Origin of the sequence: Comamonas sp. CMM03 (assembly GCF_019218715.1) — a bacterium.
Taxonomy (GTDB): Bacteria; Pseudomonadota; Gammaproteobacteria; order Burkholderiales; family Burkholderiaceae_C; genus Comamonas; species Comamonas terrigena.
Genome location: NZ_JAHUXB010000002.1, coordinates 710466 through 730089, shown reverse-complemented (window position 1 = coordinate 730089; position 19624 = coordinate 710466). Strand labels below are relative to the sequence as shown.

The following is a 19624-nucleotide window of genomic DNA, read 5'->3' as shown; positions in this document are numbered from 1 at the left end:
AGCGCTTCCGGGGAAGCGCTGGAGAGAAGGGCAGTCCGGGGTCAGGACGGCAGCTTGGGCACGTCGATGAAGTCGTCCAGGCTCAGCCCCTTTTCTTTCAGCAGCGCTTCCAGCACGGGCTTCAAGCGGCCCAGGCTGGCTTCCACGGTTTCGCGCACCGTGTCCACCACCACCTGGGTGCTGCGTTCGATCTCGATGTTGACCAGATCGCCCACCTGCTTGCTGCCGAACACGGTCATGCGCAGCGTTTCGGGAATCAGCCAGACCTCGAACCAGCCTTCCTTGCGGTTCACCTCGGCCACTGTCAGGCTGGCGCCGTTGACGGCGATATAGCCCTTGGCAAACACATAGGGGCGAAAGGCTTCGGGAATGCCGAAGCGGATCTTGTGGTTGGTGTCGGTGCGCACGATGTCCAGCAGCGGCGCGGTGAAGTCCACATGGCCGGACAGCGGGTGGCCGCCGATTTCGGCGCCGTCCTTGGCGGCACGCTCCACATTCACATGGGCGCCGGCCTTGTAGCTGCCCAGCGTGGTGATGGCCAGGCTTTGCTGCATCACGTCGAAGGTGGCGCTGGTGGGCGAGAGGTTTTCTGTCACGGTCAGGCAGACGCCGTCGTGCGAGACACTGGCGCCCACCGCCAGGTCCTGGCAGAAGCCTTCGGGGAATTCCATGGTGAAGGTGCGCAGACCGTCCTGGTCGCGCAGCGCGGCAATGGTTGCCACGGCCTGAATGATGCCGGTGAACACGGGTGGGTTTCCTTGGGACGCGGCCGCAGCGCTTGCGCGCGGTAGCCATGGTGCAAAACGCTTATTGTGCCCGCGGCCCTGGCGCACGGCGGTCTTGGCCCTGTTGCCAATGCGGCAGCCGCTCAGGCGGCCAGTGCGGCGCCATCCCAGTGGCCGCTGACCAGCCCCAGCGGTTTTTTCAGCGCCCGCACCCAGGCGCAGTCCGGCCAGGCCTCCATCTGTACATTCATGCCGGCAAATACGCCGTAGCCGGGACCGGCGGCGATCTCCCCGTCGGCCTGCAGGGTCTCGCCCGTGCGGATGCTGCAGGCGGCGCGGATGTCGCCCAGCGCCTTGATGCCCCAACCCGCCTGGATGTGGTTGCCGCAGTCCAGGCTGTCCTGGGTGGCAATGCCATGGCCTGCGTCCAGCAGGCCCTGCACGGCAATGCGGCCGCCCGCGCGCAGGCCCTTGCCGCAGTGCAGGGCCCCCTGCACGTCCACTTCCTGGCCGATGTGGGCCTGTCCTTGCAGCGTCACATCGCCGCCGCAGCGCAGTTCCCAGCCGGTGCGCAGGTCTGCGGCGCGCAGGGCGCCTTGCACTTCCACGCTCCAGGCGGCCTTGATGGCATTGCCGGCCTGCAGCAGTTCGCCGCAGAAGATGGCGCCGCCGCTGTGGATGTTTTCCCCCGCTTCCAGCGTGCCGGCGCGTATGCCGCCGCCCACCTGCAGGCTGCGCCCCACCAGCAGTTGGCCGCTGACGCGCACGTCGCCATGCACGATCAGCGTGCCGGCGTAGACCAGGTTATCGGCCTCCAGATGCTCCAGCTCCAGCACGGTGTTGGTGGGGCCGAAGTTCTCCAGCAGCCAGCGTGCGTCGTCCACGCGGCCGGCGGCCACCTGGGTGTCCATGGCCGCCTGGTAGTCGCCACCGCCCAGGTTGTTGCGCACAAACCAGCGGTACCCCATGGCGCAGGGGTTCTTGCCGCGCAAGAAAGTTTGGGTCAGTTCCATGTCCATTGTTCAACCTCGTCCATTCCGTGGGGGAAATGGGCGCGTGGCGCGGCCTGCGGGCGTGGTGGGGCCGTGGCTGCGCGCATGCGCCTTTGCATGTGCAAGTCGTGGAGGCCGTGCGGAGGAAAGGGACTGTGTGTGCCTTATGCCTTCCGCACGGCGGCGGAAAGCATGGCCGTAACGCCACTGAGGCTGACAAAGGCGGTCGGCACGCCATGGCGGCGGGTGTGCAGGGCACGCAGCACACAGGCACGCACCTGCGGCACTGCAGCAAGGGCAGCGCGGCGCAGGCGGGCAGAAAGGGGAAGGTGGGTGCAGACCATGGGGGGGAAACTGCTGCAAATTATGCCCTGCCTGCTTTTTCGGCACGGGGCGCTGCGGTATCACTGTTACAAATCGGTCCGCCGATGACCGTCTGGGCGATACCTGCACCCGGACAGGTATTGCCTGCTTTGGGTAACATCACGGCCCTTGCGGGCGCGCGCACCGCTGGGGTGGCCGTTGTTTGTAACAACCGCACCGCCCGGCGTGTGTGCGCGGCATGCCACCGCGTTCCCTGTTTTTGCGGGTTGCAGTCTCCTTCCGGCCTTGGGTGCCGGTGGTTGTCCGCTGCAGCCGGCCCCTATTGCGCGCGACTGCGCACCCTGCCATGCCATCCAACCAGCCCCCTTCTTTCTTCAGCCGCATCGCGATTGCAATCGGCAGCTTCTTTGCCATTCTGGGCGACGGCCGCCTGGCGGCCGATGTGCGCCGCGTGCGCGCCGGCGAAGCCCTGGCCGCCGACGTCCAGCCCACGGAAGTGCGCGTTGAAGTGCCGGTCGAAAAGGTGGTGGAAGTCCGTGTGGAAGTGCCCGTGGAGAAGATCGTTGAAAAGACGGTCGAAAAGCGGGTGGAAGTGCCTGTCGAAAAGCTGGTGGAAAAACTGGTTGAGAAGACCATTGAGGTGCCCAACCACGCGGCCGCCCTGCAACTGCTGGGCCTGATGCAGCGGGAAGCCCGTTTTGTCGACTTCATCCAGGAAGATGTGGCGCCCTACACCGATGCGGAAATCGGCGCAGCCGCCCGGGTGGTGCACGAAGGCTGCCGCAAGGTGCTGCGCGAGCATTTCGCGATTGCCCCGGTGCGCAGCGAAGCCGAAGGCGCCCGCATCACATTGGAGGCGGGCTTTGACGCGACCGCCGTGCGCCTGACCGGCAATGTGGTCGGCCAGGCTCCGTTCACCGGTACCCTGGGCCACCGTGGCTGGCAGGTCACCGAGGTGAAGCTGCCCCAGCTGACCGACAGCCAGGCCGCCAAGGTGCTGGCGCAGGCCGAAGTGGAGCTGTAAACCATGAGCGTGTTTGCCTCCATCGCCGCATCCGGTGCGGCCCAGCCTGCGGGCTCTATGTCCGCTGCTGCTCCCGCGCCCGCTACGGCCACCACGACCCCCGCACCCGTTCCGTCCGCTGCGCCCGCCCGCTACAGCATCGGCATCGACCTGGGCACCACGCACTGCGCGCTGTCCTATGTGAACAGGGCGGCCAGCGACGGTGAAACCGTGGTGCAGGGCGTGCTGGAGATTCCCCAGCTGACGGGGCCCGCCAGCGTGGAAGCCAAGCCGCTGCTGCCGTCCTTTCTGTACCTGCCGCACGAGAGCGAGCTGACCGAGGCCGAGCGCCGCCTGCCCGGCGCGGTCGCGCAGGACTTCATCACCGGCGAGTTCGCCCGCAGCCGCGGTGCGGCCACGCCCATCCGGCTGGTCAGCAGCGCCAAGAGCTGGCTGTGCCACCCTGGCGTGGACCGCCGCGCAGGCATTCTGCCGCCCGATGCGCCCGAGGAAGTCAGCCGCATCTCGCCGCTGACCGCGTCCATCCGCTACCTGGAGCACCTGCGCTGGGCCTGGGAGCAGGCCCATCCCGAGGCCCCGTTTGCCGAGCAGGACATCACCGTCACCATTCCCGCATCGTTCGATCCTGCAGCGCGCGAGCTGACGGCCGAGGCCTGCAAGGCCGCCGGCTTTGACCGGCTGACCCTGTTGGAGGAGCCCCAGGCAGCGCTGTACAGCTGGATCCAGGCCAGCGGCGGCCAGTGGCGCAAGCAGGTCCGGCATGGCGACATCATCCTGGTGGTGGACGTGGGTGGCGGCACCACTGACCTGTCGCTGATCGCCGTGCTGGAGCGCGAGGGCAATCTGGAGCTGCAACGGATTGCCGTGGGCGAGCACATTCTGCTGGGCGGCGACAACATGGACCTGGCCCTGGCCTACGGTGTGGCGCGCAAGCTGGCGCAGGAAGGCAAACAGTTGGATGCCTGGCAGACCCGCGCGCTGGCCCATGGCTGCCGCAGTGCCAAGGAGCAACTGCTGGCCGATGCGGCGCTGCAGTCCGTGCCGGTGGTGGTGCCCAGCCGGGGCAGCAAGCTCATTGGTGGCAGCATCCGCACCGAAGTCACGCGCGACGAAGTGCTGGCCATGCTGGTCGAAGGCTTCTTCCCCAAGGTGGCCGTCAGCGACAAACCCAAGACCCGCGCCCGGGGCGCGCTCACCCAGCTGGGCCTGCCCTATGCCCAGGATGCGGCGGTCACGCGCCATCTGGCCGCGTTCCTGACCCGCCAGGTCAATGCCCTGGCCGACATCGACGGCCTGGACGGCGACCAGGTGGACGGTTCCACCTTCCTGCACCCCACGGCCATTCTGTTCAATGGTGGCGTGCTCAAGGCCGGGCAGATCGAGCAGCGCATTGTCGAGGTCATCAACGGCTGGCTGGACGATGAAGCCTGCGCGCCCGCCCGCCTGCTGGACGGTGCCAATCTGGACCTGGCCGTGGCACGTGGCGCGGCCTACTACGGCCATATCGCCACCAGCGGCCGCGGCGTGCGCATCCGCGGCGGCACGGCCCAGTCGTATTACGTCGGTGTGGAGTCGAACATGCCCGCCATCCCCGGCATGGAGCCGCCGCTGTCCGCGCTGTGCCTGGTGCCGTTTGGCATGGAAGAGGGCTCGGAAGTGGCGCTGCCTGACGAGGAGTTCGGTCTGGTCGTGGGCGAGCCCGTGCGCCTGCGCTTCTTTGGCTCCAGCGTGCGCCGTGCCGATACCGTGGGCACCATGCTGGACTTCTGGGGGCCGGAGGAACTGGTGGAGCTGCAGGAGATCGAGCTGAACCTGCCGGCAGCAGGCCGTGTGGCCGGCGAGGTCGTGCCGGTGACCCTGCAGGCGCGCGTGACGGATATCGGCACCTTGGAGCTGAATGCCGTGCCGGTGGGCGGAACCGAACGCTGGAAGGTGGAGTTCGACGTGCGTGCGGAGACCGCCGCCGACGCTGCCGCCTGAAGCGGCTGTCCCTGGTGAAAAAGCCCGCTGGCCTATGGGTCTGCGGGCTTTTTTGGTGGGAGCTGGCGGCCGTGCGGAGATCGCCAATGCCCTGCCTGCCAGCAGGGGCCTGGCCTTGCATGCCAAGGCATATGAAATGGCGCTCTGTATGATATTGATAAATCTTTATCAATAAAACGTGAAAACCTTTTCCGCTTCTGCGCCGCTGGCGCTGCCCGGTGCTGGCCGGCTGCAATCGATTGACGCCCTGCGGGGACTGGTCATGCTGTTCATGCTGCTGGACCATGTGCGCGAGACCTTCTATCTGCATCTGCAGGTGCCGGATCCGATGGTGGTGGCCGATACGCCGCCGGGCCTGTTCTTTCCGCGCATGCTGGCCCATCTGTGCGCCCCGGTGTTTGTGTTTCTGACCGGGCTGGGCGCCTATCTGTACGCCAGCCGCCACGCCGATGCCGGGCAGGCGCGGGCGGCGGCTTCGGGCTTTCTGTGGCGGCGGGGCCTGTTCCTGGTGCTGCTGGAGGTGACGGTGGTCAACTTTGCCTGGACCTTCCAGTTTCCACCGGCCAAGGTGTTCCTGCAGGTGATCTGGGCCATCGGCCTGTCCATGCTGGCGCTGTCGGTGCTGGTGTTTCTGCCGCGCCAGGCCTTGCTGCTGCTGGGAGCGGTGCTGGTGGCCGGGCACAACCTGCTCGACGGCCTGCATTTCCCCGCCGGCCATCTGCTGCACGCACCCTGGGCCATCCTGCATGACCGGGGCTGGCTGGAACTGGCCGGGGTGCAGCTGCGCACCTCCTACCCGGTGCTGCCCTGGATCGGCGTGATCGCCCTGGGCTATGGCATCGGCCCCTGGTTTGGCAGGGCCTGCGCGGCGGCACAACGGCAGCACCGTCTGCTGGTGGCGGGCGCGGCCTGTCTGCTGGGCTTTGGGGTGCTGCGCACGCTGAACGTGTATGGCGATGCGCCCTGGCAGGCCGGTGCCGGCACGCTGTACACGGTCATGTCCTGGTTCAATGTGACCAAGTACCCGCCGTCGCTGCTGTTCCTGTTGCTGACGCAGGGGGTCGGGCTGCTGCTGTTGCACGCATTCGAGGCGCGTGCCGGCCGCCCCTGGCTGCAGCCGCTGGCCACGCTGGGCGCGGCGCCCATGTTCTTCTACGTGCTGCACCTGTATGTGCTGAAGTTCATGTACCTGGCGGCCGTGGCCGTCTGGGGGACCAACCAGGGGCAGCTGTTCGGCCTGGACCACCTGCTGTGGCTGTGGGTGCTGGCCGCCGTGCTGGCCGTGGCGCTGTACCCTGCGGTGCGCTGGTTTGCCGGGCTCAAGCAGCGCCGGCGCGACCTGGCATGGCTCAAGTACCTGTAGGCCGGCGTCGGCGGTGCCGGCGGCGGCACAATACCGCTTCCTTGAAGCAGCCCCCGCCATGACGTCTTCCATGCAACGATCCACCAAGCAGCGCACCGCCATCCAGCAGGCCATGACGCAGGCCGACCGGCCGCTGGCACCGCCGGATGTGCTGGAACTGGCCCAGGCCACGCTGCCGGGCCTGGGCATTGCCACGGTGTACCGCGCCCTCAAGGCCATGGCGGAAGAGGGCGTTCTGCGCGAGGTGCACCTGCCCGGGCGCAGCCCCATGTACGAGGTGGCCCACCACGGCCACCACCACCACTTTCAGTGCAAGCAGTGCCAGCGGGTGTTCGATGTGCACGCCTGCCCTGGCAATCTGGCGGGGCTGGCCCCGGCAGGGTTTGTGGTGGAGGGCCACGAAATCACGCTCTATGGCCGCTGCAGCGACTGCGCGGCCCAGCCGTCCTGAAGGCGCGCGGCGTGACCCGGCCTTCCGCGTCTGCGGCCTTTGTCGTTGGTATCGACCTGGGCACCAGCCACACAGTGGTGGCCAGCGTGCCCGTGCGCGGCACGGCTGCCGAGATTGCACTGCTGCACATTCCCCAGCGCAGCACGGCGGGCGAGGTGGCGCTGCTGCCCCTGCTGCCCTCGGTGCGCTACCAGGCTGCGCCGGGTGAGCTGGGCGAGGCCTGGCAGCAGCCCTGGCCGCCGCAGGGGGCATCGGCCGATGCGCCGGCCGTCATCGGCCGCTGGGCGCGGGATCTGGGCGCGGCGGTCCCCGGTCGCCTGGTGGCCAGTGCCAAAAGCTGGCTGTCCCACCCCGGCGTGGACCGTACGGCACCCATCCTGCCCTGGGGAGCCGCAGAAGATGTAACCCAGGTCTCGCCGCTGGCGGCCTCTGCGTCCTACCTGGCCCATGTGAAAGCGGCCTGGGACCAGGCCCATCCCGCCGCGCCGCTGCAGGACCAGATCGTGGTGCTGACGGTGCCGGCATCGTTTGACGAAGGCGCGCGGGCGCTGACGCTGGAGGCGGCAGCGCAGGCCGGTCTGCCTGGCGTGCAGCTGCTGGAAGAGCCCAAGGCCGCGTTCCACGACTGGCTGGTGCTGCAAGGCGCGCAATGGGCGCAGCAGCTGGCGGACAGCCGCCTGGTGCTGGTGGTGGACGTGGGCGGCGGCACCACCGATCTGACCTTGATCCGCGTCGAGGCTGCCGCCACCGGCGCACCGGATGGCAGCCTGCCCACCTTGACCCGCACCGCAGTGGGCGAGCATTTGATGTTGGGCGGTGACAACATGGATCTGGTGCTGGCCCACCAGCTGGAGCCGCAGTTTGCGGACGGAGGCCAGCGCCTGCCTGCGCAGCGTTTTGCCCAGCTGGTGCAGCGCTGCCGCGTGGCCAAGGAACAATTGCTGGCCGCCGATGCGCCGGAACATGCCCGCATCACCCTGCTGGGGGGCGGCAGCCGCCTGCTGGCGGCCACGCAATCCGCCACCTTGACCCGTGTGCAGGTGCAGCAGTGGGTGGTGGAAGGCTTTTTGCCGCCTGCACAGGTCACCGACCAGCCCGGCAAGCGCCAGGGTGCGCTGCGCGGTTTTGGCCTGCCGTATCCGGCGGATGCGGCCATCACACGGCATCTGGCGCAGTTCCTGGCCCAGCATGCCGGCGGCACCTGGCCCGACACTGTGCTGCTGAACGGCGGCGTGTTCCATGCGCATGCGATGGTGGAGCGGCTCACGCAGCAGCTGACCGCCTGGCGCGGCAGCCCCGTGCGGGTGCTGCACAACCCCCACCCGGACTGGGCCGTGGCGCGTGGCGCGGCAGCCCATGGCTTGGTGCGTACGCAGCAGGAGCATGCTGCACACGATGCACTTTCCGAACAGACTCCCGAACGCACGGAAGGCGTCACAGAAACGATCGCCACCCGCAAGCCGGCGGCCGCGGCCCTGCCGGTGATCGGCGGCGGTGCGGCGCGCAGCTACTGGCTGGTGCTGCCGGGCAAAAAGGGCGCGGCCCCGCAAGGCCTGTGCCTGCTGCCGCGCGGCACGGAAGAAGGCGTGCGCATGGTGCTCTCCGGTCGGCGCTTTGCGCTCAAGCTGGGGCAGGCCGTGCGCTTCAGCCTGGTGGCGCACAGCGGCAACCTGCCGGCGCAGGCTGGACAGCTGGCGGCGCTGCACGGCGAGGGCTGGGTGGAGTTGCCTCCCATTGCCACCGTGCTGCCGGCGCCGGAGGGCCACAGCACTGCGCAGATCGAGGTGCAGTTGCAGGCCTGCATGAGCGAGGTCGGCACGCTGGAAGTGCGCTGCGTGGCGGTGGCGGATACCGCCCAGTCCTGGCTGCTGCCCTTCCATGTGCGTGCTGGCGGCCATGCCGTGGATGTCGGCGCTGCGCCCGTGCCGGCAGAAGGCCCGGAGAGCCCGCAGGGCGGGGACAGAACGGCGCAGCACCTGCCCCAGGCCGTGGCCCGGATCGAACGCATCTTTGGCAACCAGGCCCAGGAAGTGGGCGCCAAGGAGGTGCGCCAGCTGCGCCAGTCGTTGGAAAAGCTGCTCGGCCCACGCGAGGGCTGGGAGGTGGCGGCGCTGCGCACGCTGTTCGACGCGCTGCAGGCGCGGGCCAAGCGCCGGCGCCGCACGCCCGAGCATGAACGCGTGTGGCTGAATCTGTCCGGCTGGTGCCTACGCCCCGGCGTGGGGGCGCAGCTGGACAGCTGGCGCATGGAGCAGGTCTGGGCCTTGTATGCCCAGGGGCTGGCCCATGCCAAGGAGGCCGCCAACTGGACCGAATGGTGGGTGTTCTGGCGGCGCGTGGCTGCGGGCCTGGATGCGGCGCAGCAACTGGCGCTGCTGGAAGATGTGGCCGGCCACATGCAGAAGGCCGTGCAGCAGACGGCACGCAGCGGTGGAAAAAGCAGCCATGGCAGCTATGACGACATGCTGCGCCTGTTTGCCGCCATGGAGGCCGTGCCCTGGCAGTACCGCCAGGAAATGGGCCAGTGGATGCTGCAGCGGCTCCAACGCGAGGGTGAATCGGTGCAGACCTGGTGGGCCATCGGCCGTCTGGCCGCGCGCCAGCCGCTGGCCGCCAATGCGCACCTGGTGATGCCACCCGAGGCCGCACAGGAGTTTCTGAGCGCCACCCTGGCCCAGGACTGGCGCAAGAACGACACCGCGATGTTTGCCGCGGTGCAAATGGCCCGGATGACGGGCGACCGTGCACGCGATCTGCCGGATGCGCTGCGCGCCCAGGTGCTGGAGAAAATGCGGGCCAGCGGTGCGCCCCAGCGCTGGGTGGCCATGGTGGAGCAGGTGGTGCAGATGGACGCCGAAGACCAGAAGCGCAGCCTGGGGGACAGCCTGCCGCCCGGGGTGGTGTTGCTGTGAGGGCGGAGGGTGCCGACGGCGGCGGCCATTCCCGCCAGTCTGGATGGCGGGAGGCTGGGCAACTGCAGACCCAAGCGGCCGCCCGCGCCCTGGCGCACACGAAAATGAACAAAAAGGGGGGGATGTGATGTCTGTGGTGGGCCCTTTTTCGATGCCCAGGCGCAGCCGCCTTGCCCTGGTGCTGCTGGCGCTGCTGGTCATTGCCCTGGGCCTGGCCTCCCGGCGTGGCCTGGTGCCGTTTCCGGCGGCGCTGGGCAACTACCCCGGCGATGCACTCTGGGCCTGGGTGGTGTTGCTGTGTGTGGCCTGGGTACAGCCGGCCATGCCGCGCACCCGGCTGGTGGCATGGTCGCTGGCCATCGCGTTTGGCATTGAATTTCTGCAGCTCTACCAGGCCCCCTGGATGCAGGCGCTGCGCGCCAACAAGCTGGCGTATCTGGTGCTGGGCAATGGCTTTGATCCGCTGGATCTGGTGGCTTATGGGGTGGGCATTGCACTGGGGGCGGCGGTGGATGGGGTCTGGGTATGCGTGGCGGCCCGCCGCGTGCCGGGGAGTGGCCATGCGGCGCGGTGTTGACTGGCGCCGTGCCGCAGTGCTGGCACTGTGCACCAGCCTCTGGGGTGCATGGGGTTTGCTCCCGGCGCAGGCCGGGACGGCGGACGCAGCCTCGGCGTCCCAGTTGCGCTGCGGCTGGTGGGAAAACCCCACACCGTCCAATGCCTGGTTGAACGACCGCGACGGCAGCTGGACCGTGGGTTCCCAAGGCGGCCAGCAGGCCGAAGGGGACTGGCCCAGCTTCACCGACGCGCAATGGGTGCGCACCAATGGCTATTACGGCTACGGCTACGGCTACGGCTACGGCTGCGCCTGTCTGCGCGTGGTGGCCGACGCCCGCAGCCAGAAGGTGGAGCGCATTCTGTCGGCCCGGGCCAGACCGCTGGCCGCTTGCCGCCAGGACCGTCATCTGCGCGAGCCGCTGCGGCCGGAGTGAGCGGCGCACTGCGCTGCACCGGTGCCGGGCGCTTGGCCGCATCTGCGTCGCCGCCCGCATGCAAGCCGCTACGATGGCTGCCGCGGTGTGCCGGCAAGCCCGTTCCGGGTGCGCTGTGTGCCCACCTACCGTTGTCCCTGCAGGAGTGATTGCATGACCATGCCGACCCAGACCGTGATTCCCCAACTGCGCATGACCGACGCGGTGCGCAGCCTGCAGTTCTATGTGGACGGGCTGGGTTTCACGGTGGACTGGGAGCACCGCTTTGAACCCGGCTACCCCTTGTTTGCCCAGCTTTCCCGCGACAGCGGTGCGGGCCGGCAGCTGATTTTTCTGACCCAGCACCGTGGCGACTGCGAGGTGGGCGGTGCCGTCTACTTTGTGGTGCCCGATGCGCGCGCCACGCTGGCAGCGTTCGAGGCGCGGGGCATCTGGCCCACCAATCCGCTGGAGGCCACGCCCTGGGGAAGCTGGGAATTTCTGTTGACCGATCCGGACGGCAACCGGCTGCGCTTTGCGTCGGACCAGGTCTCGGACGCCGTGGAGCACAGGGGCCAGGGCGGGGTTCAGTAGCTGGCGTCCGCGATGGCCTGTCCCACCTGGCGCAGCGCTGGCTCCAGCACGTCCAGCGGCACCGATCCCAGCGCCAGGCGCAGGGCATGCGGCACCTGGGCGGTGGTGGCGAACGGCTCGGCCGTGGAGACTGCTATCCGTTGCAGCAGCAGGGCCGCCGCAATCTGGTCGGCACGCACTTCGGGCGGCAGCGGCAGCCACAGAAAGTAGGACTGCGGGTGGTGGACCCGGGGCAGACCGGGCAGCAGCGTGCCCAGCACGCGGGCCGCCAGTTGCTGGCGCAGCGCGGCGTCTTCGCGTTTGTGCGTTTCCAGCCGGGTGACGGTACCGTCTTCCAGCCAGCCGCAGGCGATGGCGGCCATCACGCCCGGGGTGTTCCAGGTGGTGGCGCGGATGGCGCGCTCCAGCGCGGGCACCCAGTCCAACGGCGCGGTGGCAAAGCCCACCCGCAGACCGGCCGCCACATTCTTGGAAAAACCGGACACATACACCGTGCGCTCCGGCGCCAGTGCTGCCAGCGGCGGTGGGGCCGGGTCGGCCAAGTAGGCATAGGCGCCGTCTTCGATCAGCACCAGATCGTGCGCACGCGCCAGCTCCACCAGCTGCAGGCGCTGCGCAAGGGGCAGCACCCAGCCCAGCGGGTTGTGCAGCGTGGGCATGGTGTAGAGCGCACGCACGCTGCGCTGGCGGCACAGCTGCTGCAGCGCGGCCAGGTCGGGCCCTTGCGGTGTGGCGGGAATGGGCAGCAGCTCCAGGTGCAGCTGCTGCGCCAGCAGCTTGAAGCCGGGGTAGGTGAGTGCGTCCACGGCCACCACATCGCCGGGCGCAAGCCGCGCCATCAGCGCCACGGTCAGGCCGTGCTGGGCGCCGTCCACCAGCACCACCTGCTCACCGCTGACCTGCAGGCCGCGTGCACGCAGGTGCTGGGCCACGGCGGCGCGGTCGCGGGGGCGGCCGCCATGGGGCTGGTAGCGCAGCAGGGCTTCCAGGTCGCCGGTCAGGGCCAGCTGGCGCAGCGCAGTACGCAGCAGTTCGGCTTGGTTGGGCAAGGTCGGTACATTGAAGCTCAGGTCCACACTGCCCAGCGCAGCGGGCGGAATGTCGATGCCGTGGCCCGGCGGCAGTGCGGTTTCCTTGACGAAGGTGCCACGCCCGGTTTCGCCACTGACCAGGCCCATGGCGCTGAGCTCGGCATAGACGCGGCTGGCAGTGACCAGGGCCAGGCCTTCGCGGGCCGCGAGCTGGCGGTGCGTGGGCAGGCGCGTGCCGGCCGGCAGCTGGCCGCTGCGGATGGCGGCGGCCAGGCGGTCCACCACGGTCTGGTAGCGGGAGGTGCGGGACAGGGAAGTGGTGGCCATGGGGCAGATCAGCGCAGCCATCGCAGCCATCGCAACCATCGCAACCATCGCAACCATCGCAGCGGCTTTGTATGCATGACAATTTTTTGATTGTATTGGGTTGTGTGCCTAGCATGGCGGCCTTGTTCCTGTTGCACCGCGTTCCACTGCCATGACCTCTTCCGCCCAAGCTGCTTCGGCGTCCACCCCTGTCCACAGTTCCCAAGGCTGGCTCAACGGCCTGATCGGGGTGGTGATCTTCAGCGGCTCACTGCCGGCCACACGGCTGGCGGTGCTGGATCTGCCGCCGGTGTGGCTGACGGTGGCGCGTGCCAGCATTGCCGGGTTGCTGGCACTGGTGGTGGTGCTGTGGTGCCGGCAACCGCGCCCGGCGCGCTCCCAGATGGCGTCGTTGGCTGTGGTGGCGGGGGGCGTGGTGCTGGGCTTTCCGCTGCTGACGGCGCTGGCGCTGCAGCATGTGCCGGCGGCGCATTCGATTGTGCTGGTGGCGCTGCTGCCGCTGTGCACGGCGGTGTGCGGTGTGTGGCGCGGCGGTGAGCGCCTGCGGCCGGCGTTCTGGGCGCTGTCGCTGCTGGGCGCGGCCCTGGTGCTGGGGTTTGCGCTGTGGGCCGCCTGGCAGCAAGGGGGGGAGACGTCGTTTGTGGGCGACGGGCTGATGCTGCTGGCCGTGGCGGTCTGTGGCCTGGGGTATGCGGAAGGGGCCAAGCTCTCGCGCAGCCTGGGCGGCTGGCAGGTGATCAGCTGGGCGCTGGTGCTCTCGCTGCCGGTGATGCTGCCGCTCACCCTGTGGCTGTGGCCTGCTGACCTGAGCGCCGTGCGCGCCCCGGCCTGGTGGGGGCTGGCCTATGTGGCACTGTTCAGCATGTGGCTGGGCTTTGTCTTCTGGTACCGGGGCCTGGCGCAGGGCGGCATTGCGGCCGTGGGGCAGTTGCAGCTGCTGCAGCCCTTGCTGGGGCTGGCGCTAGCGGCCTGGCTGCTGGGTGAGGCGGTGAGCCCGGCCATGCTGGCGGTGACCGTGGCCGTGATCGCCTGCGTGGCCGGGGCCAAGCGGGTGGCGTGATCTGCCGTGCAGCGCGCCTCAGCGCGCGGTGATGGAATGCGCCACCGGCGCACCGCCGTCTTCGCGGCGCCAGGTGGTTTCCATGCGAAAGCGCGCAGGGATGTACCAGTTGACCGAGGCGGCCAGCAACTGGTCCTGGGTGTCGTAATAGGCCCGCACCACATGCAGGGCCGGGCTGCCGGCGGGCAGGCGCAGCAGGTGCAGCGCGGGATCGGGCATCAGGTCGGCTTCGATGCGCTGGCGGATGCTGTCCGCCTCTACGCCGCACAGCGTCTTCAGCAGCGTGTAGATGCTGGGGTGGTCGCCATGCAGGTGGGCAATGATTTCAGCGAATGCCGGGCGCAGGTAGATCTGCGAGTACGACATGGGACTGACCTGTCCCGTGGGGTGGCGCATGGCGGTCAGTTCCATCCACACCGATCGCTGGGGGCAGTGCAGGATGGCGGCCAGGGCGGCATCGGCCTCCTTGCGCTGGCTGGCCAGCACTTCCAGACGCGTGCTATCGCCATAGGTCATCGCATCCTGGAAGGTGCTCTCCGAGGTCAGCACATACGGCACCACCGGCTGGGTGGCCCGCACCACGCTGCCCGCGCCGGGCTGCTTGCTGATCAGGCCTTCCTCCACCATGCGGCGCGTGGCTTCACGCACCGTGTGGCGGCTGACGCCGTACTGGGCGCAGAGCTGGACTTCCGTGGGAAAGCTGCTGTGCACGGGGTACTGCCCGTTCTGGATGGCGGCGCACAGCTGCTGGTAGAGCTGCTGGTAGAGCGGGCCATCGGCAGCCACAGGGCGTTTGGCCGTGCGGGAGGCAGTGTGCGAGGAGGGCGTGGCGGTTCGGGGCATGCGGGGTGCAGTGTCGCAGAGAACGCAATGCTGCGGACAGGTTAAGCCATGTCAAAGCGGGTTTGTCCGTACATTGTTTTAAATGTACGTACATTACATTTTCATGCATCGGATTTGAAAGTGCCCGGCCATGTCTCTCCCCCCTCTCCAGTCCTCACCGCCACCCGCCCAGCCTTTCCAGGGGCTGGTGGTGGTGGAACTGGGTCACAGCGTGGCAGCACCGTTCACCGGACTGATCCTGGCCGAAATGGGCGCCGAGGTCATCAAGGTGGAAAAAGCCGAAGGTGACGATGCACGCCGCTGGGGTCCGCCTTTTTGGGAAGGCGAGGGCGCCTATTTCCAGGCGCTGAACCGCAACAAGCAGTCGGTGGTCTGCAACCTGCGCGGTGCGCAGGAGGTGGCGGCGTTGCGCCGTCTGATCGCCGAGCGCGCGGATGTGGTCATCCAGAACCTGCGCCCCGGCCATGTGCAGCAGCTGGGCCTGGATGCGGCCACGCTGCGGGCAGACAAGCCGTCGCTGATCTACTGCAACCTGGGGGCCTTCGGTGCGGTGGGGCCGCTCAAGGACCGCCCGGGCTACGACCCGCTGATGCAGGCCTTCGGCGGCATCATGAGCACCACCGGCGAGCCGGGCCGGGCTTCGGTGCGTGTGGCACCGTCCATCGTTGACATGGGCACGGGCATGTGGGGGGCCATCGGCATCCTGGCCGCGCTGCACCGCCGTCACCAGACGGGGGATGGCCAGACGGTGGACGTCTCGCTGTTCGAGACCGCTGCCACCTGGGTATCGCTGCTGGCCGGCCAGGTCATGGCCAGCGGCCAGCAGGTGCAAAAGCAGGGCTCGGGAGCGCCCGGCATTGCGCCCTACAAGGCCTATGCCACACGGGACGGGGAGGTGGTGATCTCTGCCGGCAGCGATGCGCTGTTCCAGCGCCTGTGCGGCGTGCTGGGCCACCCGGAATGGGCCACGCAGGCCCGCTTCATCGACAACCCGCAGCGCGTGGCGCACCAGGAGGCGCTGTACCGCCTGATCGACCCGCTGGTGGCAGCCCGACCCACCGCCCACTGGGTGGAGGCGCTGGAAGCCGCCGGCGTCCCCTGTGCCCCGGTCAATACGGTGGGCCAGATGCTGGAGCACGCCCAGACCCAGGCGCTGGACCTGGTGCATCCCGTGCCCGGTACCGGCATGCGCTTTGTGGCGCTGCCGCTGAGCCTGGACGGTCAGCGCCCGCGTGTGCGCAGCGCCCCGCCTGCGCTGGGCGCCCATACCCAGCAGTTGCTTTTTCCGGAGCTGGCATGACACAGGAGCCATGGATGGATGTTGTGAACACCGCCTACGAGACGCTGGATGTGGCGCTCGTGGGCCCGCACGTGCTGCAGGTGACACTGAACCGCCCCGATGCGGGCAATGCCCTCAACACCCAGATGGGGCGCGAACTGCTGCAGCTGTGGAGCGCGCTGACCGAGGACGCCGGCCCGGTGCGCTGCGTGGTGCTGACCGGTGCGGGGGGGCGGATTTTCTGTGCCGGAGGCGATCTGAAGGAGCGCAACGGCATGACGCAGCGCCAGTGGCAGCTGCAGCACGAATTGTTCGAGCGGATGTACTGGACGCTGACCGACCTGCCGCTGCCGGTAGTGGCCGCCGTCAACGGCCACGCCTATGGCGGCGGCATGGAAATGGCGCTGTGCTGCGACTTTGTCTATGCCAGCGAGGTGGCGCGCTTTGCCCTGCCCGAGGTGACGCTGGGCATCATGCCGGGCGCCGGTGGCACGCAGAACCTGCCCCGCGCCGTGGGCGAGCGCCGGGCCAAGGAGCTGCTGCTGACCGGCAGGCCGCTGTCCGCCACCCAGGCGTTGGAGTGGGGTGTGGCCAACAGCGTCTACCCCATGGGCGAAGTGCTGGAACGGGCGCACGAGACGGCGGCGGTGATTGCCGGCAACGCGCCGCTGTCAGTGCGGCAGATCAAGAAATCGGTGCGCTATGGCGGCCAGATGGAGCTGCGCACGGCCTACCGTTTCGAGGTGGAAGCCTACAACCACTTGGTGGGCACCCAGGACCGCATGGAAGGCGTGCGTGCCTTCAACGAGAAGCGTCCCCCCGTTTTCACGGGGCAGTGACACCCCCGGGAGCCCGTGTTTGAACAGCCAATTGACAGTGCGAGGACAGCCATGACCGAATCTGCCGTGGTCCACATCGAAGCCGGTACCGACTATGCCGACATCCGCGACAGCGTACGCCGCGTCTGCGCCGACTTTCCGGGTGCCTACTGGCGCACGCTGGAGGAGACCGGCGCTTACCCGTCGGAATTTGTCCAGGCGCTGACCGACGCCGGTTTTCTGGGGGCGCTGATTCCCGAGGAGTACGGCGGCAGCGGCATGCCGCTGCGCGCGGCGGCCGTGATCCTGGAGGAAATCCATGCCAGCGGTTGCAATGCCGGCGCCTGCCACGCCCAGATGTACACCATGGGCACGGTGCTGCGCCACGGCTCGCAGGCGCAAAAAGACCTGTACCTGCCGCAGATTGCCGCCGGCACGCTGCGCCTGCAGGCGTTTGGCGTCACCGAGCCCACCACCGGATCGGACACCACCAAGCTCAAGACCCGTGCCGTGCGCGAGGGTGACAGCTATGTGGTCAATGGCCAGAAGGTCTGGACCTCGCGGGCGCTGTACTCCGACCTGATGCTGCTGCTGGCGCGCACCACACCGCTGGAGGACTGCGCCCGCAAGAGCGACGGTCTGTCGGTCTTTCTGGTGGACATGCGCCAGCTGAAGGGCAAGGGGCTGGAGATCCGCAAGCTGCCGGCCATGGTGAACCACAACACCACCGAAATCTTTTTCGACAATATGCGCATTCCGGCCAGCAGCCTGATCGGCGAGGAAGGCAAGGGGCTGAAATACATTCTGGACGGCATGAATGCCGAGCGCATTCTGGTGGGCGCCGAATGCATTGGCGATGCGCGCTGGTTCACCGACACGGCGGTGCAGTACGTCAGCGAACGCCGGGTGTTCGATCGGCCCATCGGCCAGAACCAGGGGGTGCAGTTTCCCATCGCCAAGGCCTACGCCGAAATGCAGGCCGCCGATCTGGTGCTGCGCCGTGCCTGTGCCCGGTTTGCGGCCGGCCTGCCCTGCGGCGAAGATGCCAACATGGGTAAGCTGCTGGCCTCCGAAGCCTCCTGGCACGCGGCCGAAGCCTGTCTGCAAAGCCATGGTGGCTTTGGCTTTGCCACCGAATACAACGTGGAGCGCAAATGGCGCGAAACCCGGCTCTACCAGGTGGCGCCGATCTCCTCCAACCTGATCCTGTCCTATGTGGGTGAGCACATCCTGGGCATGCCCCGGTCGTACTGAGGAATGGAGATGACGTTTCCTCTGGGCTGCTGCACAGTGTCCGTCGATCACATTGCCCCGGCAGGGGCGGTCCCGGTTTCGGGGCGGGCTGAGGGCGCGCAGCGCCATGGAGCAACACGATGCCGATAGCTGAAATGACACCGGTGGCGGCGCCGCCTGCCCGCTTGAAGACCTCCTTGCCGCTGACGCAGGCGCTGGCGCGCTATGTGCGGGCGCCGCACTTTGGCGGCCAGGAGGCTGCAGCCTGTGCCCTGGCGCTGACCGGCACGCTGGACACGCTGGCCACGCTGCTGGCGGGCCAGAACGAGCCGGTGGTGCGCATCGTGCGGGCTCATCTGGCGGCCAGCGGCACCGGCCCTGCCGAGGCGCCGGCTCCGTCGCTGCAGCAGTTGCTGGGCACCGCCCAGGCGGCCCTGGTGAATGCCGTGGCCGGCCATGCGCTGGACTATGACGATGTGGCCATGTCGGCCCACCCCAGCACGGTGCTGGTGCCCACGCTGTGGGCCGAGGCCCACCGCCTGGGCGCCAGCGGCGCCGAACTGCTGCGTGCCTATGTGGTCGGTTACGAGGTCTGGGCCGAGCTGTTCAGCCGCGAAAGCGGGCAGTACCACCTCAAGGGCTGGCACCCCACCGGCGTGTTCGGCGTGGTGGGTGCGGCGGCCGGCGTGGCCTACCTGAACCGGGAGACACTGACCGAAGGCCAGGTGGCCCAGGCGCTGTCGCTGGCTGCCAGTTCGGCGGCAGGGCTGGTGGCCAATTTCGGCACCATGGCCAAACCCTGGCACGCGGGCCGTGCGGCGGCGGCGGCGATCGATGCCGTGCGGCTGGCACAACTGGGCATGACGGCGGCCACCGATGTGTTCGAGCACCATGCCGGCTTCCTTGCCGCGCTGTCGCCAAGCGGTGAATGCGATCTGCAGCGCCCGGCCACCATCGGCGGTGTTCCCCGGCTGCTGAGCTGGGGGCTGTCGATCAAGTGCTATCCGGTGTGCTACTCGGGCCACCGCGTGATCGACGGCGTGCTGCAACTCAAGGCAGCCCATGGGCTGCAGCCCCAGGATGTGCAGCGCGTGGATGTGACCATTGGCAATGCCCAGGCCAGCATGCTGCGCAACCACCGCCCGGTGAGCGGGCTGGAGGCCAAGTTCAGCATCGAGTTCGATGTGGCCTGCGCCCTGGTGGCCGGCGACGTGGGCCTGGCGCAGCTGACCGACGTTTTCACCCAGCGCACTGACATGCAGGCGCTGATGGCCAAGGTGCAGGTGCACACCACCGAGCGCAGCGACCCGGTCGATCCGGCGTTTTCTGTGGCCGACAGCGTGCGCATCACCACGCGCGACGGCCGGCGGCTGGAGACCGGAGAGATCCGCTTTCCCAAAGGCCATGCCATGTACCCGCTCAGTGCCGAGGCGCTGCGCAGCAAGTTCCTGGACTGCGTGGCCTACAGCGGCCTGCCGTGCGATGGCGCCGCGCTGTACGACGCCGTGCGCAGCCTGGCCCAGATGCCCGACGTCCGCGCGCTGGCGCAGCATCTCTGAAGGAGGCTATCGAGTCCCTGATACCTCCTGCAAGGCGCGTGCCGTGCACCGGCCCCACAAGGACCGCATGCCCCGCGCTGCAGCAGCCGCCCACCGGCGGTGGAAGACCGAAAGTGAGGCCGTCCGTGCTGGCTGCTG

17 protein-coding genes are annotated in these 19624 nt (G+C 68.5%); 13 read left to right on the top strand and 4 right to left on the bottom strand.

What is annotated here, in order from left to right:
* Nucleotides 1–41: 41 nt before the first annotated feature.
* Both KW830_RS10200 and KW830_RS10195 read right to left on the bottom strand, forming a co-directional pair.
* Nucleotides 42–746, bottom strand: coding sequence for a riboflavin synthase (locus KW830_RS10200; RefSeq protein WP_066540159.1), 705 nt, complete (start codon nt 744–746; stop codon nt 42–44).
* A gap of 122 nt (nt 747–868) precedes the next feature.
* Nucleotides 869–1738, bottom strand: a complete 870-nt coding sequence (locus tag KW830_RS10195) for a hypothetical protein (protein WP_225608839.1) — start codon at nt 1736–1738, stop codon at nt 869–871.
* A gap of 649 nt (nt 1739–2387) precedes the next feature.
* On the opposite strand from KW830_RS10195, the gene KW830_RS10190 reads away from it, so the two are divergent.
* The 8 genes from KW830_RS10190 (at nt 2388) to KW830_RS10155 (ending at nt 11336) form a co-directional block, all read left to right on the top strand.
* Nucleotides 2388–3065, top strand: coding sequence for a DUF2760 domain-containing protein (locus tag KW830_RS10190; protein WP_218333054.1), 678 nt, complete (start codon nt 2388–2390; stop codon nt 3063–3065).
* A gap of 3 nt (nt 3066–3068) precedes the next feature.
* Nucleotides 3069–5045 carry an Hsp70 family protein gene (locus KW830_RS10185; protein ID WP_218333053.1) on the top strand — a complete coding sequence of 659 codons (1977 nt, stop codon included), beginning with the start codon at nt 3069–3071 and terminating at the stop codon, nt 5043–5045.
* Between the two features lie 178 nt (nt 5046–5223).
* Entirely contained in the window at nt 5224–6408 is a 1185-nt protein-coding gene (locus tag KW830_RS10180) for a DUF1624 domain-containing protein (RefSeq protein WP_370626108.1), read from the top strand.
* Between the two features lie 70 nt (nt 6409–6478).
* Nucleotides 6479–6859 carry a Fur family transcriptional regulator gene (locus KW830_RS10175; RefSeq protein WP_225608838.1) on the top strand — a complete coding sequence of 127 codons (381 nt, stop codon included), beginning with the start codon at nt 6479–6481 and terminating at the stop codon, nt 6857–6859.
* A gap of 11 nt (nt 6860–6870) precedes the next feature.
* Nucleotides 6871–9771 carry an Hsp70 family protein gene (locus tag KW830_RS10170; RefSeq protein WP_218333052.1) on the top strand — a complete coding sequence of 967 codons (2901 nt, stop codon included), beginning with the start codon at nt 6871–6873 and terminating at the stop codon, nt 9769–9771.
* A 127-nt stretch (nt 9772–9898) separates the two neighbouring features.
* On the top strand, nt 9899–10348 hold the full coding sequence (locus KW830_RS10165) for a DUF2809 domain-containing protein (RefSeq protein ID WP_218333051.1): 450 nt from the start codon (nt 9899–9901) through the stop codon (nt 10346–10348).
* Nucleotides 10332–10763, top strand: coding sequence for a DUF4087 domain-containing protein (locus KW830_RS10160; protein WP_218333050.1), 432 nt, complete (start codon nt 10332–10334; stop codon nt 10761–10763). The genes KW830_RS10165 and KW830_RS10160 overlap by 17 nt, the downstream gene beginning before the upstream one ends.
* A 153-nt stretch (nt 10764–10916) precedes the next feature.
* Nucleotides 10917–11336 (top strand): VOC family protein, encoded by a 420-nt coding sequence (locus tag KW830_RS10155; protein WP_218333049.1) that lies wholly within the window; start codon nt 10917–10919, stop codon nt 11334–11336.
* Here the strand turns inward: KW830_RS10155 and KW830_RS10150 are convergent.
* On the bottom strand, nt 11330–12694 hold the full coding sequence (locus tag KW830_RS10150; RefSeq protein WP_218333048.1) for a PLP-dependent aminotransferase family protein: 1365 nt from the start codon (nt 12692–12694) through the stop codon (nt 11330–11332). The two genes, KW830_RS10155 and KW830_RS10150, sit on opposite strands and share 7 nt — an antisense overlap.
* Nucleotides 12695–12845: 151 nt before the next feature.
* On the opposite strand from KW830_RS10150, the gene KW830_RS10145 reads away from it, so the two are divergent.
* The gene (locus KW830_RS10145; RefSeq protein ID WP_066540177.1) at nt 12846–13754 is read left to right on the top strand and encodes a DMT family transporter; all 909 of its coding nucleotides are present in this window, start codon (nt 12846–12848) and stop codon (nt 13752–13754) included.
* A gap of 18 nt (nt 13755–13772) precedes the next feature.
* Here the strand turns inward: KW830_RS10145 and KW830_RS10140 are convergent, their stop codons facing one another.
* The gene (locus KW830_RS10140) at nt 13773–14597 is read right to left on the bottom strand and encodes a GntR family transcriptional regulator (RefSeq protein WP_218333047.1); all 825 of its coding nucleotides are present in this window, start codon (nt 14595–14597) and stop codon (nt 13773–13775) included.
* A 130-nt stretch (nt 14598–14727) separates the two neighbouring features.
* Between KW830_RS10140 and KW830_RS10135 the strand changes: the two genes are divergently transcribed.
* The 4 genes from KW830_RS10135 (at nt 14728) to KW830_RS10120 (ending at nt 19486) form a co-directional block, all read left to right on the top strand.
* Nucleotides 14728–15897 carry a CaiB/BaiF CoA-transferase family protein gene (locus KW830_RS10135; protein WP_218333046.1) on the top strand — a complete coding sequence of 390 codons (1170 nt, stop codon included), beginning with the start codon at nt 14728–14730 and terminating at the stop codon, nt 15895–15897.
* Between the two features lie 14 nt (nt 15898–15911).
* A complete protein-coding gene (locus tag KW830_RS10130; protein WP_066540186.1) occupies nt 15912–16715 on the top strand; it encodes an enoyl-CoA hydratase/isomerase family protein in 804 nt (267 codons plus the stop codon).
* 51 nt (nt 16716–16766) lie between these two features.
* Nucleotides 16767–17948, top strand: a complete 1182-nt coding sequence (locus KW830_RS10125; protein ID WP_218333045.1) for an acyl-CoA dehydrogenase family protein — start codon at nt 16767–16769, stop codon at nt 17946–17948.
* Between the two features lie 119 nt (nt 17949–18067).
* Nucleotides 18068–19486, top strand: a complete 1419-nt coding sequence (locus tag KW830_RS10120) for an MmgE/PrpD family protein (protein WP_255578262.1) — start codon at nt 18068–18070, stop codon at nt 19484–19486.
* Nucleotides 19487–19624: the final 138 nt, after the last annotated feature.

Bases quoted from the DNA above. Each gene is read 5' to 3' on its own strand.
- KW830_RS10195 (WP_225608839.1), bottom strand. From the start codon at position 1,738: ATGGAACTGACCCAAACTTTCTTGCGCGGCAAGAACCCCTGCGCCATG.
- KW830_RS10190 (WP_218333054.1), top strand. From the start codon at position 2,388: ATGCCATCCAACCAGCCCCCTTCTTTCTTCAGCCGCATCGCGATTGCA.
- KW830_RS10185 (WP_218333053.1), top strand. From the start codon at position 3,069: ATGAGCGTGTTTGCCTCCATCGCCGCATCCGGTGCGGCCCAGCCTGCG.
- KW830_RS10175 (WP_225608838.1), top strand. From the start codon at position 6,479: ATGCAACGATCCACCAAGCAGCGCACCGCCATCCAGCAGGCCATGACG.
- KW830_RS10165 (WP_218333051.1), top strand. From the start codon at position 9,899: ATGTCTGTGGTGGGCCCTTTTTCGATGCCCAGGCGCAGCCGCCTTGCC.
- KW830_RS10160 (WP_218333050.1), top strand. From the start codon at position 10,332: ATGCGGCGCGGTGTTGACTGGCGCCGTGCCGCAGTGCTGGCACTGTGC.
- KW830_RS10155 (WP_218333049.1), top strand. From the start codon at position 10,917: ATGACCATGCCGACCCAGACCGTGATTCCCCAACTGCGCATGACCGAC.
- KW830_RS10150 (WP_218333048.1), bottom strand. From the start codon at position 12,694: ATGGCCACCACTTCCCTGTCCCGCACCTCCCGCTACCAGACCGTGGTG.
- KW830_RS10145 (WP_066540177.1), top strand. From the start codon at position 12,846: ATGACCTCTTCCGCCCAAGCTGCTTCGGCGTCCACCCCTGTCCACAGT.
- KW830_RS10140 (WP_218333047.1), bottom strand. From the start codon at position 14,597: ATGCCCCGAACCGCCACGCCCTCCTCGCACACTGCCTCCCGCACGGCC.
- KW830_RS10135 (WP_218333046.1), top strand. From the start codon at position 14,728: ATGTCTCTCCCCCCTCTCCAGTCCTCACCGCCACCCGCCCAGCCTTTC.
- KW830_RS10130 (WP_066540186.1), top strand. From the start codon at position 15,912: ATGGATGTTGTGAACACCGCCTACGAGACGCTGGATGTGGCGCTCGTG.
- KW830_RS10125 (WP_218333045.1), top strand. From the start codon at position 16,767: ATGACCGAATCTGCCGTGGTCCACATCGAAGCCGGTACCGACTATGCC.
- KW830_RS10120 (WP_255578262.1), top strand. From the start codon at position 18,068: ATGCCGATAGCTGAAATGACACCGGTGGCGGCGCCGCCTGCCCGCTTG.